At 70.2% G+C, this 14,447-nt stretch carries 11 protein-coding genes; 5 read left to right on the forward strand and 6 right to left on the reverse strand.

Annotation, left to right across the window (positions count from 1 at the left end; all coding sequences use genetic code 11):
- Nucleotides 1–16 precede the first annotated feature (16 nt).
- Genes ACFOSH_RS05965 through ACFOSH_RS05980 form a run of 4 tightly spaced genes read right to left on the reverse strand, consistent with a single transcriptional unit; the run spans nucleotide 17 to nucleotide 5,505 of the window.
- Nucleotides 17–1,423, reverse strand: a complete 1,407-nt coding sequence (locus tag ACFOSH_RS05965; protein ID WP_378237665.1) for an aminobutyraldehyde dehydrogenase — start codon at nucleotides 1,421–1,423, stop codon at nucleotides 17–19.
- The gene (locus ACFOSH_RS05970; RefSeq protein ID WP_378237666.1) at nucleotides 1,420–3,075 is read right to left on the reverse strand and encodes a thiamine pyrophosphate-binding protein; all 1,656 of its coding nucleotides are present in this window, start codon (nucleotides 3,073–3,075) and stop codon (nucleotides 1,420–1,422) included. The genes ACFOSH_RS05965 and ACFOSH_RS05970 overlap by 4 nt, the downstream gene beginning before the upstream one ends.
- Entirely contained in the window at nucleotides 3,072–4,025 is a 954-nt protein-coding gene (gene speB, locus ACFOSH_RS05975; RefSeq protein WP_378237667.1) for an agmatinase, read from the reverse strand. Before speB ends, ACFOSH_RS05970 begins: the two co-directional genes overlap by 4 nt.
- Nucleotides 4,026–4,053: 28 nt before the next feature.
- On the reverse strand, nucleotides 4,054–5,505 hold the full coding sequence (locus ACFOSH_RS05980; protein ID WP_378237668.1) for a sodium:solute symporter: 1,452 nt from the start codon (nucleotides 5,503–5,505) through the stop codon (nucleotides 4,054–4,056).
- 110 nt (nucleotides 5,506–5,615) lie between these two features.
- Between ACFOSH_RS05980 and ACFOSH_RS05985 the strand changes: the two genes are divergently transcribed.
- From ACFOSH_RS05985 to ACFOSH_RS06000, 4 genes are read left to right on the forward strand one after another with little or no spacing between them, the layout of a single operon-like run.
- Nucleotides 5,616–7,115 (forward strand): PucR family transcriptional regulator, encoded by a 1,500-nt coding sequence (locus tag ACFOSH_RS05985; protein WP_378237669.1) that lies wholly within the window; start codon nucleotides 5,616–5,618, stop codon nucleotides 7,113–7,115.
- Nucleotides 7,116–7,133: 18 nt separating this feature from the next.
- Nucleotides 7,134–7,811: a response regulator transcription factor gene (locus tag ACFOSH_RS05990; RefSeq protein ID WP_005156940.1), complete on the forward strand. Its 678-nt coding sequence runs from the start codon at nucleotides 7,134–7,136 to the stop codon at nucleotides 7,809–7,811.
- Nucleotides 7,808–8,935, forward strand: a complete 1,128-nt coding sequence (locus ACFOSH_RS05995; RefSeq protein ID WP_378237670.1) for a sensor histidine kinase — start codon at nucleotides 7,808–7,810, stop codon at nucleotides 8,933–8,935. Before ACFOSH_RS05990 ends, ACFOSH_RS05995 begins: the two co-directional genes overlap by 4 nt.
- Before the next feature lie 26 nt (nucleotides 8,936–8,961).
- Nucleotides 8,962–9,786, forward strand: a complete 825-nt coding sequence (locus ACFOSH_RS06000; protein ID WP_378237671.1) for an aldo/keto reductase — start codon at nucleotides 8,962–8,964, stop codon at nucleotides 9,784–9,786.
- 79 nt (nucleotides 9,787–9,865) lie between these two features.
- On the opposite strand, the gene ACFOSH_RS06005 is transcribed toward ACFOSH_RS06000, so the two are convergent.
- On the reverse strand, nucleotides 9,866–11,479 hold the full coding sequence (locus tag ACFOSH_RS06005; protein WP_378237672.1) for a histidinol-phosphatase: 1,614 nt from the start codon (nucleotides 11,477–11,479) through the stop codon (nucleotides 9,866–9,868).
- 90 nt (nucleotides 11,480–11,569) lie between these two features.
- Here ACFOSH_RS06005 and ACFOSH_RS06010 point away from each other — a divergent pair, with 90 nt between their 5' ends.
- Nucleotides 11,570–12,103 carry a permease-like cell division protein FtsX gene (locus tag ACFOSH_RS06010; protein WP_378237673.1) on the forward strand — a complete coding sequence of 178 codons (534 nt, stop codon included), beginning with the start codon at nucleotides 11,570–11,572 and terminating at the stop codon, nucleotides 12,101–12,103.
- Between the two features lie 231 nt (nucleotides 12,104–12,334).
- On the opposite strand, the gene ACFOSH_RS06015 is transcribed toward ACFOSH_RS06010, so the two are convergent.
- A complete protein-coding gene (locus ACFOSH_RS06015; protein WP_378237674.1) occupies nucleotides 12,335–14,446 on the reverse strand; it encodes a 3-hydroxyacyl-CoA dehydrogenase NAD-binding domain-containing protein in 2,112 nt (703 codons plus the stop codon).
- Nucleotide 14,447 lies beyond the last annotated feature (1 nt).

Consider the following 14,447-nt stretch of genomic DNA (forward strand, 5'->3'; position numbering starts at 1 on the left):
GGTGCCGAATTGCGGGTCAGGCGAAGCGGGTCATGACGTGCTTGACGCGGGTGTACTCGGCAAAGGAGTAGGACGAGAGGTCCTTCCCGTGGCCCGAGTGCCCGAAGCCGCCATGGGGCATTTCCGAGACCAGCGGCCCGTGGGTGTTGACCCAGACGCAGCCGAAGTCGAGTTCGCCCGAAACGCGGGTCGCGCGTGACAGGTCGTGGGTCCAGATCGACGACGCCAGCCCGTACGGGACGCCGTTGGCCAGGCGCACCGCTTCGTCTTCATCCACAAAGGACTGGACGGTGATGACCGGGCCGAAGACCTCCTCCTGCACGATCTCGTCGTCCTGCTTCAGGCCGGAGATCACAGTGGGGGAGAAGAAGAACCCGCGGTCACCGGCGGGGGCGCCGCCGGTCTCCACGCGGGCGTGCGACGGCAGCCGCTCGACGAGCCCGCGGACCCGGCCGAACTGCGCCTCGCTGTTGAGCGGGCCGAAGTCCGCGCCGGGCTTCCGCGCGGCGGCGACCTTGGTCAGTTCCGTGACGAACTCGTCGTGGATCGCCGCGTCCACCAGCACCCGGCTACCCGCGGTGCAGTCCTGCCCGGCGTTGTAGAACGCCGCGCCGACGATGCCCTCGGCCGCCTCGGCGAGGTTCACGTCGCCGAAGACCAGCAGCGGCGCGTTCCCGCCGAGTTCCAAATGCGTGCGCTTGAGGTCGGCCGCCGCGACGGTGGCGACGTCGATACCGGCGCGGGTCGACCCGGTGATCGACACCAGTTCGGTGATCGGGTGCTTCACCAGCGCGCGGCCGGTGTCGCGGTCGCCGCAAAGTACGTTGAAGGCGCCCTGCGGCAAGAACTCCGCCGCGACCTTCGCCAGCAGCACGGCCGTCGACGGCGTGGTCTCCGCGGGCTTCAGCACGACCGTATTGCCCGCCGCCAGCGCCGGGGCGATCTTCCAGACACCCATCATCAGCGGGTAGTTCCACGGCGCGATCTGCGCGCAGACACCGACCGGCTCGCGGCGGATCGCCGAGGTGTGCCCCTCCAGGTATTCCCCGGACGCGGTGCCTTCGAGCTGCCGCGCCGCACCGGCGAAGAACCGCAGCGCGCTGACGCACTCCGGGATCTCCTCCTCCAGCACGACGGCGCGGATCTTGCCGGTCTCGCGGATTTCGAGCTCGGTGAACTCCTCCGCGCGGGACTCCACGGCGTCGGCGATCTTCAGCAGCGCGAGCTGACGCTGGGCGGGCGTGCTCTTGCGCCACACCTTGAACGCCCGTTCGGCGGCGGCCAGCGCGGTGTCCACATCGGACTGCTCGGACAGGACGCTGGTGCCGAAGACCTCGCCGGTGGCGGGATCCACCAGGTCGAGCGTCCGCGAGCCCGCCGCCGATACTTCGGCGCCGTCGACGAAATTGAGGACCTGAGTCATTTCTTCTCCAGGTGGGTCGGCTCGAACATCTTCAGCAGAGCGGGAAGGACGACCACGGACGGGCCGGGTGTGCCCAGCGCCTCGGCCAGATCCTTCCCGATGGTGTCCGAAGAGGACACCGTCGCGCTGACGCCGAACGCTTGCGCCAGCGCGGCGAAATCGGGCCGCGCGAGTTCGGTGGCGGTGGACTGGCCGAAGGTGCCCGTCAGATACTCGCGCAGGATGCCGTAGCCACCGTCGTCGATGACGAGCCACGTGACGTCCAGCCCGTGCTGGACCGCCGTGGCCAGTTCCGCGATGCCGTACATCGCGCCGCCGTCGCCGGACACCGCGAGCACCGGGCCACCGGTCGCCGCGGCGCCGCCGAGCGCTCCGGGCAGGCCGTAGCCGAGCCCGCCCGCGCCCTGCGCGGTGTGGATCGGCGCGCCCTCGGGATTCCACGCCGACCATGCCCAGTAGGCCGCGATCGTCATGTCCCAGAACGTCTGCGTGCCTTCGGGCACCGCCGCGCGGATGTCGTCGATGAGCTTGCGCTCGGCTTCGAGGGGCTGGCCGTCGAGGCGTTCGCGCACCTTGGCCAGCAGGTCCGCCACCGCGGCTTCGGCGACGCCGTCGGCCTGGCGGAACGGCACCTGCTCCAGAAGCTCCTGCAGGGCGAGCCGGACGTCGGCGTGGATGCCCAGCGCCGGGTAGTTCGACTCCAGCTTCCCGAGATCGGCCTCCACCTGGATCATCCGGCCGCGCGGGGCGAACTCGCGGTAGTTGCTGGACAGCTCGCCGAGCCCGGAACCCAGCACCAGCAGCACGTCCGCGTCCGACAGGAACTCGGTGCTGTGCCAGTCTTCGAGCCAGGACCGCCCGGAGAGTTCGTGATCCCAGCCGAAGGCGCCCTTGCCGCCGAACGTCGACAGCACCGGCGCGCGCAACGCCTCCGCGAGGGCCTTCAGCTCCGCTCGTGCGCCCGAACGCAGCGCGCCGCCACCGGCGAGGATCACCGGTTTCTTCGCGGTACCAAGGAGATTCGCGGCTTCGGTGATGAGTTCCGGCAAGGGGGTGAGCGGCGCGGGCCGCGCCGTCACCGAGGTGATCCGCGGCAGCTCCGTCGGCGCCAGCAGGATGTCCTGCGGGATCTCGACCCACACCGGGCCGTACGGCGCTGTCGCCGCCGATTCCCAGGCTTCGCGCAGCGCCGTCGGGATCTGGCTGACGGTGCGCACCACGTGCACCGACTTCACCACATCGCGGAAGCTGGCCTGCTGATCGGGCAGTTCGTGCAGGTAGCCGTGCCGTCCGCCGCCGAGTCCGGCGACCGGGATCTGGCTGGAGATCCCGAGCACCGGGACCGACGCCGCCCGGGATTCCTGCAGTGAAGCCAAAGTCAGCAGCGCGCCGGGGCCGGTCGACACGATCATCGGCGTCACCGGGACCGGGCCCTCGGGATCCGCCGCGAGCCGGGCACGGGCGTGCCCGTCGGCCGCGAACGCCAGGTTGTTCTCCACCCGCGAGCTGATCACGCGCAGGTCGTCCGTGCGCCGCAGCGCTTCGAACAGGCCGAGCGCGTGCTGGCCGGGCAGGCCGAACACGGTGTCCGCGCCGAGCGCGTGGAGGGTTTCGACGACTACGTCGCCGCCTATCCGTTCAGTGCTGGTCATGCGCCCTTCCCCAAACTGAGCAGGCTCACCAGGTCGTAGGCGACGTGGGAAGCCGCGATGGCGGTGATCTCGGCATGATCGTAAGCCGGGGCCAGTTCGACGACATCCGCTCCGATGAGGTTGCAGTCGCGCAGCCCGCGCAGGATCTCCAGCAGTTCGCGGCTGGTCATCCCGCCCGCTTCGGGGGTGCCGGTGCCGGGCGCGTGCGCCGGGTCGAGCACGTCGATGTCGACCGAGATGTAGAGCGGGCGGCCGCCGATGCGCTGGCGCAGCGCGTCGACCGTCTCGGCGACCCCGCGGCGCATGACGTCGCCGGAGGTGACGATGCCGAAGCCGAGGCGGCGGTCCTCTTCCAGGTCACGCTTGCCGTACAGCGGGCCGCGGGTGCCGACGTGGGACAGCGCTTCGGTGTCGAGGAGGCCTTCCTCGGACGCCCGCCGGAACGGGGTGCCGTGCGTGTACGGCTCGCCGAAGTAGGTGTCCCAGGTGTCGAGGTGCGCGTCGAAGTGCAGCAGCGCCACCGGACCGTGTTTCTTCGCCGCCGCCCGCAGCAGCGGCAGCGCGATCGTGTGATCGCCGCCGACGGTCACCAGCCGCGTCCCGCCCGCGGTCAGCGCCTCGGCCTCGTCCTGCAGGGTCTCGATCGCCTCGCCGATGTTGAACGGGTTGAGCGCGATGTCGCCGGCGTCGACGACCTGCGTCTCGGCGAACGGTGAAACGTCGAGTTCCGGGTGATACGGGCGAAGGAGCCGGCTGGCCTCACGGAGCGCGGAGGGGCCGAAGCGCGCGCCGGGGCGGTAGGACACCCCGGCGTCGAACGGCACCCCGACGACGGCGACGTCGGCGCGCTCGACCTGATCGAGCCGCGGCAGCCTCGCGAAGGTCGCGAACCCGGCGAACCGGGGCACCCTCGACGAGTCGACGGGTCCGATCGGGGTCTGCTCAGGCACGGTGTCTCCTTCTTGGGGTGAAAGGGTTTCAGGACTTCGAAGCGGCGAGTTTCGCCGCTTCTTCTTCGGCGACCGCGCTGCCGTTCAGGCGGCGGGTCCACACGGTGAGGATTTCGTCCGAGGTGCGCGGGGTGAGGAAGCTGACGAGCAGGTACACCGCGAGGCTGGAGCCGAGGCCCCAGTAGATCGGGCTGTTGGCCTCGACGCCGTCCACGAACATGAACGTGATGACCACGACGGTACCGACGACCATCGACGCGAGCGCTCCTTGACGGGTGCCGCGCTTCCACGCCAGTCCGCCGATGATCGCGACCAGCAGGCCGCCGACGAGGATGTCGTAGGCGATGGTCAGCGCGTTGACGACGTCGTCCACGATCATCGCGATGCCGATCGCGACGATGCCGAGGACCAGCGTGGTGACCCGGTTCCTGGTGACCTCGTCGGCCGCCTTCTTGAGGCCCAGCTTGGAAAGCAGGTCCGAGGTGCTGACCGTGGAGCAGGCGATGAGAGCGCCGCTCGCGGTCGACATCATCGCCGAGAGCGCCGCCGCGAGCACCAGACCGCGGATCCCGGCGGGCAGCTGGTCCTCGACGATGGTCGCGAACGCGTCCTGCGCGCTGGCGAGGTTCGGGTACAGCGCCTTGGCCGCGGTGCCGATCAGCGCGCCGGCGAGGCCGTAGACCAGGCAGTAGACGCCGGAGATGACGCCGCCGCCGGTGGCGATGCCCGGGGTGCGGGCGGTGAACACGCGCTGCCAGATGTCCTGGCCGATCAGCAGCCCGAAGCTGTAGATGAGGAAGTAGGTGAAGATCGTGTCGCCGCCGATGGCGGTCAGTTCGAAGTAGCTCTCGTCGAGCCGCGCGGCCATCCCGTCGAAACCGCCGGCCGAGGCGAGCGAGACCGGCAGCAGGATGAACAGGATGCCGATGGTCTTGATGACGAACTGGACGATGTCGGTCAGCGTGATCGACCACATGCCGCCGAGCACCGAGTAGAGCACCACGATCGACCCGCCGATGGCGATGCCCGCCCAGCTCGGGACGTTGAAGAGGACCTTGAAGATGGTGGCGAACGCCAGCGTCGAGGTGACCGTCAGCATCAGCGTGTAGCCCCACATGACGACGCCGGAGATGGCGCTGGTGGAGCCGCCGTAGCGCAGGTCGAGCATCTCGCCGACGGTGTAGACGCGCAGCTTCACCAGCCGCCGCGCGAACAGCGTGTGCAGGACCAGGATGCCGACGCCGATCGCGATCACGAGCCAGGCGCCGGAGATGCCGTAGGTGTAGCCGAGCTTCACGCCGCCGACGGTCGAAGCGCCGCCGAGGACGACCGCGGACATCGTGCCCGAGTACATGAACCAGCCGAGGCGACGGCCCGCGACCAGGTAGTCGGCTTTGGTCTTGGCGAGCCGCAGCCCGAACCAGCCGACCCCGATCATGCCCGCTATGTAGAGCGCGATCACCGCGTAGTCACCGGCCACGGTGTCCTCCTTGCCTTGGGCTGTTCGCTTCGTTCGGGTCACCGTAGGTTCGTTCGCACCTTGAACGACATGGGATGATCCATCCAAACTCCGGTGTGAATGAGGATGGAATGACCCGAACCCACGATCCACTCGACTCGGAGGTGAATGTCCCGTTACGGGCCGTGGTCGGCAACCCGGAACTGGCACTCGACCCGGTCGTGGAGACCCTGCGGCCGGGCGCGCTCGACGCCCCGGTGCGCTGGGCGCACGTCAGCGAGCTGCGGGACCCCGCGCCGTACCTGCTCGGGGCGGAACTGCTGCTCACCGCCGGGGTGAACCTGCCGGAGGAGCCGCCCGAGATCGACCGCTACGTCCGGCGGCTCGCCGACAGCGGGATCTCCGCACTGGGGTTCGGGCTCACCCCCGGCGCCTACGAGACGCTGCCGCCGTCACTGCGGACGGCGTGTATCCGGCACGGCCTCCCGCTGCTGATCGTCCAGCCGCGGACGCCGTTCCTGGCGATCAGCCGGGCGGTGTCGGTCGCGCTCGCCGAGGCCGGGCAGCGGGAACAACGGCGGATCGCGGTCGCGCGCGAGGCGCTGACCAGGGCGGCCGGTGACGGGCTCGGCGAACTGGCGGGAGCGCTGGCCGGACGGCTGCGGGCGTGGGTGGCGCTGGTCGGCGTCGGCGACGTCCTCGCCGCCGAGCACGGCGCGCCGTCGCCGCTGCCCGCCGAGGTGCGGGAACTGGTCGCCACGCTGCGGGCGGGCCGGGGGATCCGCAGCGCGACGACGGAACTGGCCGACGGCACGCACGTCTTCGCGCAGCCGGTGTACCCGCAGGCGACGGCGTCGCATCTGGTCGTGGTCGGCCGCGTCGCGCGGTTCGACGGCGCGGACCGCGCGATCCTGTCGGTCGGGGCGGCACTGCTCGGGCTGGCGGGCCGCGCCGGTTCGGACGCGGCCGGGCTGGGCGCCACCGCCACGGCGTTGCTGCTGGGGGAGACCGACGTGATCGGCGGGGACGAACGCCGCCTGGTCGCCGGGATCGCCTACCGCCGCGGCCCGACCGAGGCCGCCGCGCGCTACGACTGGCTGCGCGCCCGGCTCGACACCCCGTTGGTGCGGCTGCTGCCCGGACCGCGGTTCACCGCGATCGTCCGCGAGTCCCCCGAGATCGGCGACCTCGACCGGCTTCGCGCCGACGGCTGGCTCGCGGTGGTGGGCTCGCCCGTGTCACCCGATCGGCTTCCCGACGCGGCGGGCGAAGCCGAATTGCTGCTGGCGCGGGCCGCCGCGCTGGAACGGCCGGTGGTGGCGGAAGCCACTTCGGGGCTTGATGCGCTGATCGCGCCGGACGCGGCGGCCGGGTTCGCCGCCCAGGCGCTGGCGCCGCTGCGCGAACTCGACCGGAAGGGCGACCGCGAACTGGTCGAGACGCTGCGGACCTGGCTCGCGCACCACGGCGGCTGGGACCGGACGGCCGTCGAACTGGGCGTGCACCGCAACAGCGTCCGGCACCGGATCGGGCAGATCGAACGGGCGCTGGAGGTGGATCTGGCGGATCCGGAGATCCGGATGCGGCTGTGGTTCGCCCTCCGCTGGTCCAATCAGGTCACTCTCAGGTAAATGTGGCAACGTAGGGTCGTGCGAATTCTGGTAGTCGAAGACGAAGAACCCCTCGCCGACGCGATCGCACGCGGCCTGCGGCGCGAGGGGATGGCGGTGGACATCGCGCTCACCGGTGACGACGGGCACGAGAAGGCCGCCGTCACCCGGTACGACGTCGTGCTGCTCGACCGCGACCTCCCCGGGATGTCCGGTGACGACCTGTGCCGCGAGATCGTCGCGTCCGGCGAGCTGACCCGCGTGCTGATGCTCACCGCGAGCAGTTCCGTTTCGGACCGCGTGGACGGGCTTTCCCTCGGCGCCGACGACTATCTCGCCAAGCCGTTCGCCTTCCCCGAACTCGTCGCGCGGGTGCGGGCGCTGGGCCGCCGCGCGACCCCGGCCGCGCCGCCGCTGCTGACTTCGGGTGACGTCGAACTGGACCCGGCGAGGCGGACCGTCCGCCGCGCCAGTGGCCCGGTCGAGCTGACCCGCAAGGAGTTCGGGGTGCTGGAGGTGCTGCTGTCGGCCGCCGGTTCGGTGGTCAGCAGCGAGGAACTGCTCGAACGCGTGTGGGACGAGAACGCCGACCCGTTCACCACCACCGTCCGGGTCACCGTGATGACGCTGCGGAAGAAGCTCGGCGAGCCGGGGATCATCGAAACCGTCGTCGGCTCCGGCTACCGGGTGCCGGAGCAGGGGAACGCGCGGGGGTGAACCTGTCCGGTGCCCGCAGCCTGCGCGGGCGGGTCACGTTGCTCGCGACCGGGCTGGTGGCACTGGTCAGTGTCCTGTTGCTCTGGCTGACCTGGAACCTGGTCGGGGACGCCGTTTCCGCCGTTCCGCAGCTGCCGCCGGGCACCACGGTGCGGGTCGACGGCGTCGACGTCGACGCTTCCGCCGTCACCGAGCATCTGCGGATCTACGCCCGGAACAGGGTGCTGCTGTTCGGCGCGGTCGCGTTCTGTTTCGTCGTGCTGGCGGCGGGGATCCTCGCGTGGACGTTCACCGCGCGGGTCCTGCAGCCGCTGCGCGAGATCACCGGGACGGCACGGCGCCTGTCGATCGAATCGATGGGCGAGCGGATCGGCGAGGTCCGCACCAAGGACGAGCTCGCCGAACTGGCCGAGACCTTCGACGACATGCTCGACAGGCTGCAGGCCGCTTTCGACGCGCAACGGCACTTCGTCGCGAACGCCAGCCACGAACTGCGGACTCCGCTCGCGGTCATCCGCACCGAACTCGACGTCACCCTGGCCGACGAGCACGCCGACGAGACCGAACTGCGGCGCATGGCGGCCGTGGTCCGCGACGCGACCGAACGGGCCGAGCGGCTGGTCGGTTCGCTGCTGCTGCTCGCGCGCACGGACGGCGCCGGACTGGTCGCCAGGGAGCCCGTCGATCTCGCGGTGATCGTCGCGAGCGCGTGGCGCGCGGCCCGGCCGGACGCGGAGAAACGCGGCCTCCGCGTCGAATTCGCGACCCCGGGGGCGCCGACGTTCGGTGATCCCGCACTGCTGGAACGGATCGCGGGCAACCTGCTGGAGAACGCCGTGCGGCACAACGTCGACGGCGGCTGGCTGGACGTCGTCACGCAGGCCGGTCCACAGTGGTCGGTGCTGCGGGTGCGCTCGTCCGGCGGGCTGCTCGACCCGGCGGCCGTCCCCGAACTGTTCGAACCGTTCCGCCGTGCCGGGGTCGCCAGGACCGCCCGCACCGGTGCCGGGCTGGGCCTCTCGATCGTGCGGGCCGCCGTCCAGGCCCACGGCGGCACGGTGTCGGCGGAACCCGTTGTGGGCGGCGGTCTTTCGGTGACCGTCCACCTCCCCGCGCTGCCCTGACCCATCGCCGGCGTTACGGTTCAAGGATGGTTCCCAGTATTCGGCTGAACAACGGAACGTCCCTGCCCCAGCTCGGGTTCGGGGTGTACAAGATCGGCGACGACGAGGTCACCGGCGCGGTCCGCACCGCCATCGAAGCGGGCTACCGCGCCATCGACACGGCGACCCTGTACGCCAACGAACGCGGTGTCGGCGAGGCCGTCCGCACCAGCGGTCTGCCGCGTGAGGACCTGTTCGTCACCACGAAACTGTGGAACACCGAGCACGGCTACGACTCGGCGTTGCGCGCCTTCGACACCAGCATGAGCGAACTCGGCCTCTCCTACGTCGACCTGTACCTGATCCACTGGCCGTTGCCGTCGCAGGACAAGTACGTGGAAACGTGGCGGGCGCTGGAAAAGATCGCCTCCGACGGCCGGGCGAAGGCGATCGGCGTCTCGAACTTCCAGATCCCGCATCTGGAACGGCTGATCGAGGAGACCGGGACCGTCCCCGCGGTGAACCAGATCGAGTGCCACCCGTGGCTGCAGCAGCCACTGCTGCGGGAATTCCACGACAAGCACGAGATCCTCACCGAGGCGTGGAGCCCGCTGGCGCGCGGCGGGGATCTGCTCGCCGACGAGAAGATCACCACGATCGCGGAGAAGCACGGCAAGACGCCGGCGCAGATCGTGCTGCGGTGGCACATCGAGATGAACCATCTGGTGATCCCGAAGTCCGTCACGCCGGAACGGATCAAGGCGAACATGGACGTCTTCGACTTCGCGCTCGACGCGCACGACGGCGCCGCCATCGCGACCCTGGAGCAGGGGAAGCGGCTGGGCCCGGATCCGGACACCCTCGGCTCGTAGCGCTTCCGGAAGTGTCATGAAAGGGGCGTTCAGGACGTTTTTCGTCCTGAACGCCCCTTTCATGACATCCGCGAGACGGCTACCGGACGTCCACGAAGATCGGGTTCCCGTACAGCCACAGGTCTTCGAACGGGTTCGACTGTCCGATCACGTCCGCGCTCGGCTCGATCCCGCCGGCTACGTGCTCCCTGCCGTCGGTCCCGCGCGTCCGCACGAAGAACGGCTCGCGCACGTTGCGGAAGGTGTGCCGGAAGGCGACCCGCCGCCCCGGCGCCCACCGCGGTTCGAAGGACCGCACCACCCGTGTGCCCGGAGCGGTCTGCGCGTCACGGTCGGCGGCCGGGCCGGTCACCGGTCCCGAAACGAGGTCGAGCCGTGCGAGCCGGGGGATCGTGCCGCCGCCGTTCGGCCGGGCGGCCAGCTTCGCCGAGACGACCACGGTGACGTCGTCCCCGCGCCGGACCCGCAGCCTGCCGCCCATCGTCGCCGAGCTCCAGCCGCTGTACGCGCCGAATTCCAGCTCCTGCGCGAGCCCGCCGTGCACCGCCCAGACGCGTCCCGCGCGCAGGCCTTCCAGCACACCTTCGTGGCTCCGGCGGGTCACACCGACGACCGTCCGGCTGAACTCGGCGGGCGCGAAGTCCGCGTACGGGGGCAGAGTCTGCGGGGCGCCGGTGTCGATCGGGTCCGGGTAGCCGCCGTGCTCGTCGTAGTAGCCGTCGGGGACGCCCGGCCGGACGTGGGTGTCGCCCCGGTTGTAGTGCGAGTCGGAGTTGCTGGTGATCCACCACGGCTTTCCTTCGGCCAGCAGGGAATCCCACAGTCCGCCGACGGTCGCGGTGCTCCAGTCGAAGCCCCCGTAGGTGCGGTAGGCCGACTCCGGGAAGCCCGGCCACGAGTTCGAACCGGGGGAGTTGCCGTACCCGCCGCGCGCGCCACCGCCGCTCCCGAGCGGTTTCGGGAAGCCGTCGGCCTGCGCGCCCGGCGCGCCTTCCATGCCGATGACGATCCCGGGCGCGGCATCGCGCAGCGCGCGGATCTCGTGCGGGGCGACCCGGCCGTTGCGCAGCGGATGGTTGATCACCACCACCGGCGCGTGGATCCGGCGCGCCCGCTCTTCGGCGGCCAGCCAGCGGATCGCCTTGACGGCCAGCGCCTCGTTGTCCGGGGTGCCCGGTTCGGTCCCGGTCAGCCGCCAGTCGAAGGCGCGCTCGAATTCGCGCAGCTTCGCGGACTGGTTCGCGCCCGCCTGGAAGAACAGCGTCGCGTGCTCGGCGCCCGGCACGTTCCACTCCATGCCTTGCCACAGCAGGAGATCACGGTGTTCGCGCTGCGCCGCCTTGATCGCGGCGTTCGTCCGCTCCACCGACGACTTCTCGTGCGTGGCGTGGCCGTGGTCGGTGATCACCGCCCAGTCCGCCCCGTGCCGCCGGGCGCCGTCGGCGATTCCGTCCACCGTGTACATCGCGTCGTACGAGTACTGCGTGTGGATGTGGTGATCGCCCACCAGCCACTGGTAGCGGTCCCGGCCGAAGAGCCAGGAGAGATCGATGCCGAGATCGAGGTCGAGGTTCAGATCGAGGGCTTCCGCCGGGGCGCCGGCGGCGAGCGGCGCGCCCGCGGCCACCGCGGACACGAGGCCTGCCCGCTTGAGGAATCCGCGGCGGTCGACGCCCGGTTTTTCGCTGTTCACCGGCGGCACGCTAAAGAGCCTCGTTGAACGAACGGTGTCCGGACGGCCAACGAACCGCGCTGTGTGATGATCGTCCCTGTGGAAGAAGACGTGAGCAAACCCAGAGCGTCTCACCGATTGCTCTGGGTACTCGGTGCCGTCGCCGTTCTGGTCGTCGCGGCCGCCGTGACCACGGCCGTCGTCGTCCTGGGCAAGGTCGCCGACCCGCCCGCCCCGGCGGCGTTGCCCCGGGACACGGTGCCGGCGCCGCTGGGGGAGCGGGAACTCTGCGGGATCGAGTTGGTCGTCTACATCGAGACCGACGAGGGCATGACCCGCGCCGCTCAGGCGCTCCGGGACGACCCGAAGGCTCGCCGTGTGCTGACCGAAACCAAGGCGGAGGCTTACGAGCGGTTCAAGAAGATCTTCGCGGACAGGCCGGAACTGGTGAAGCTGACGACGCCGGACGCGCTCCCCGCGGTGCTGCATCTCGTACCCGTCGCCGGTACCGATCCCGAAGCGTGGGCGAATGAGCTGCGGCAGCGATTCCCCGAGGCGAAGAAGGTCGACGTCCTCGACCCCGCGACGGTCGCGGCCAAGCTGAACACCACGCCGCCGCCCTGCCCGCCCGAAGGCGAGCGCTGAAAGCCAGGCTCCTCCGAGGATGGCAGAGGAGCCTGACCTCCCTGCTAGAAGTCCCGGTTCTTCTTCATCGGGTCGCCTCCCAGTTCTCTTCAGTTGTTCCCCAGCGCCCGGAAAACCAGGCGTAGGCAGAGTGTTCCGGAAATCGCAGCACGGCGCCACAAAACTGGCGAAAAACGCAAAAGGCCACCGTCGGCGATCACGAGATCGCCGACGGTGGCCTTTCGTCGAACCTCAGGAGAGCGGCACGCTCGCCACACCCGGGGCCAGGAACGGCTTTCCGTTGACCTTCTCGGACACTCCGGCCCGGTCCAGATACGGCGTGATGCCGCCCAGCCAGAACGGCCAGCCCGCGCCGAGGATCAGGCACAGGTCGATGTCCTGCGCCTCGGCGACCACGCCCTCGTCGAGCATGATCCGGATCTCCTCGGCGATCGCCGCCAGCGCGCGATCACGCACCTGCTCGGACGTCGACGGCGAGTCGCCGCGCTGCCAGAGCTCGTCGACCTCGGGATCGACGGTGGCGTTGCCCTTGTCATCCCACTGCCAGACGCCCTTCTTGCCCGCCTTGACGAAGCGGCCGAGGTTCTCGCTGACGGTGAATCGGTCCGGGAACGCCCCGTGCAGGGTTTCCCCGACGTGCAGGGCGATCGCCGGGCCGACCAGCTGCATCAGCGTCAGCGGGGTCATCGGCAGGCCCAGCGGTTCCAGCGCCTTGTCCGCGACCTCGAACGGTGTGCCCTCGTCCACGGTCACCAGCACCTCGCCGAGGAACCGCAGCAGCAGCCGGTTGACCACGAACGCGGACGCGTCCTTGACCAGCACGCTCGACTTCTTGAGCTGCTTGCCGAGCGCGAACGCGGTGGCCAGCGCGGCGTCGTCGGTCTTCTCCGCGCGGACGATCTCCAGCAGCGGCATCACCGCGACCGGGTTGAAGAAGTGGAACCCGACCACGCGCTCCGGGTGCTTCAGCTGCGACGCCATCGCGGTGATCGACAGCGACGAGGTGTTCGTCGCCAGGATCGCCTCGGGGGAGACGTACTGCTCCAGGTCGGCGAAGACCTTCTGCTTGACGCCCAGCTCCTCGAACACCGCCTCGATCACGAAGTCGGCGTCGGCGAACGCCGACTTGTCGAGCGAGCCGGTGACGAGCGCCTTCAGCCGGTTCGCGCCGTCCGGCGAAACCCGCTTCTTGGCCAGCAGCTTGTCGATCTCACCGTGCACATAGGACACACCCTTGTCGACCCGTTCCTGGTCGACGTCGGTGAGTACCACGGGCACCTTGAGCCGGCGCACGAACAGCAGCGCCATCTGGCTGGCCATCAGGCCCGCGCCGACGACGCCGATCTTGTTCACCTTGCGCGCCAACGACTTGTCCGGCGCGCCTGCCGGGCGCTTGGCCCGCTTGTTGACCAGGTTGAACGAGTACAGCCCGGCGCGCAGCGTGTCGTCCATGAGCAGTTCGGCGAGCCCGTCGGTCTCGGCCGCGTAGCCGCGGTCCAGATCGTTCTCGCGGGCCAGCTCCAGCAGCTCGACGGCCTTGGTCGCGCCGGGGGACGCGCCCTTGGTCCGTCCGTCCACAATGGCCTTGGCGCGGCCGATCGCGGCGTCCCAGCCCGCGCCGCGGTCGATCTCGCGGCGAGGAGGGGTGATCTCGCCGTTGACGACCTTCGCCAGCCACAGCAGGGACTGTTCGAGGTAGTCGGCCGAACCGAAGACCTCGTCGACGATGCCGAGCTCCGCCGCCTGCGCGACCTTCAGCATCTTGTTCTGCGCCAGCGCGTTCTCGATGATCACGGTGACCGCGGCGTCCGGCCCGATCAGGTTCGGCAGCAGCTGCGTGCCGCCCCAGCCCGGGAACAGGCCGAGGAAGACCTCGGGGAACGCGATCGCGGGGGTGTTCTCCGAAAGCGTGCGGTAGTGGCAGGAGAGCGCGAGTTCGAGCCCGCCGCCCATCACCGCGCCGTTGACGAACCCGAACGTCGGGATCTCGGTCTCGGTGAGGCGCCGGAAGACGTCGTGCCCGGTCTGCGCGATTTCCCGCGCCAGCGCCGGATCCGCGACGGCTTCGACACCGGAAAGGTCGGCGCCGACGGCGAAGATGAACGGCTTGCCGGTGACCGCGATCGCGGCGGGCTCCGCGGCGAAGGCGGTGTCGATCGCGGCGTTGAGGCTCACCAGGCCCTGCGGACCGAAAGTGCTCGGCCGGGTGTGGTCGTGGCCGTTGTCGAGGGTGATCAGCGCGACGGGCTTGTCGAGGCCGGGCACCTTCACCAGCCGCGTGACCGCGTTCGTGACGACCTCGTCGGGGAAGGCGGCTTTCGCCTGTTCAGCGGTGAAAGTCATG

The organism is Amycolatopsis speibonae (genome assembly GCF_042647925.1).
GTDB classification, from domain to species: domain Bacteria; phylum Actinomycetota; class Actinomycetes; order Mycobacteriales; family Pseudonocardiaceae; genus Amycolatopsis; species Amycolatopsis speibonae.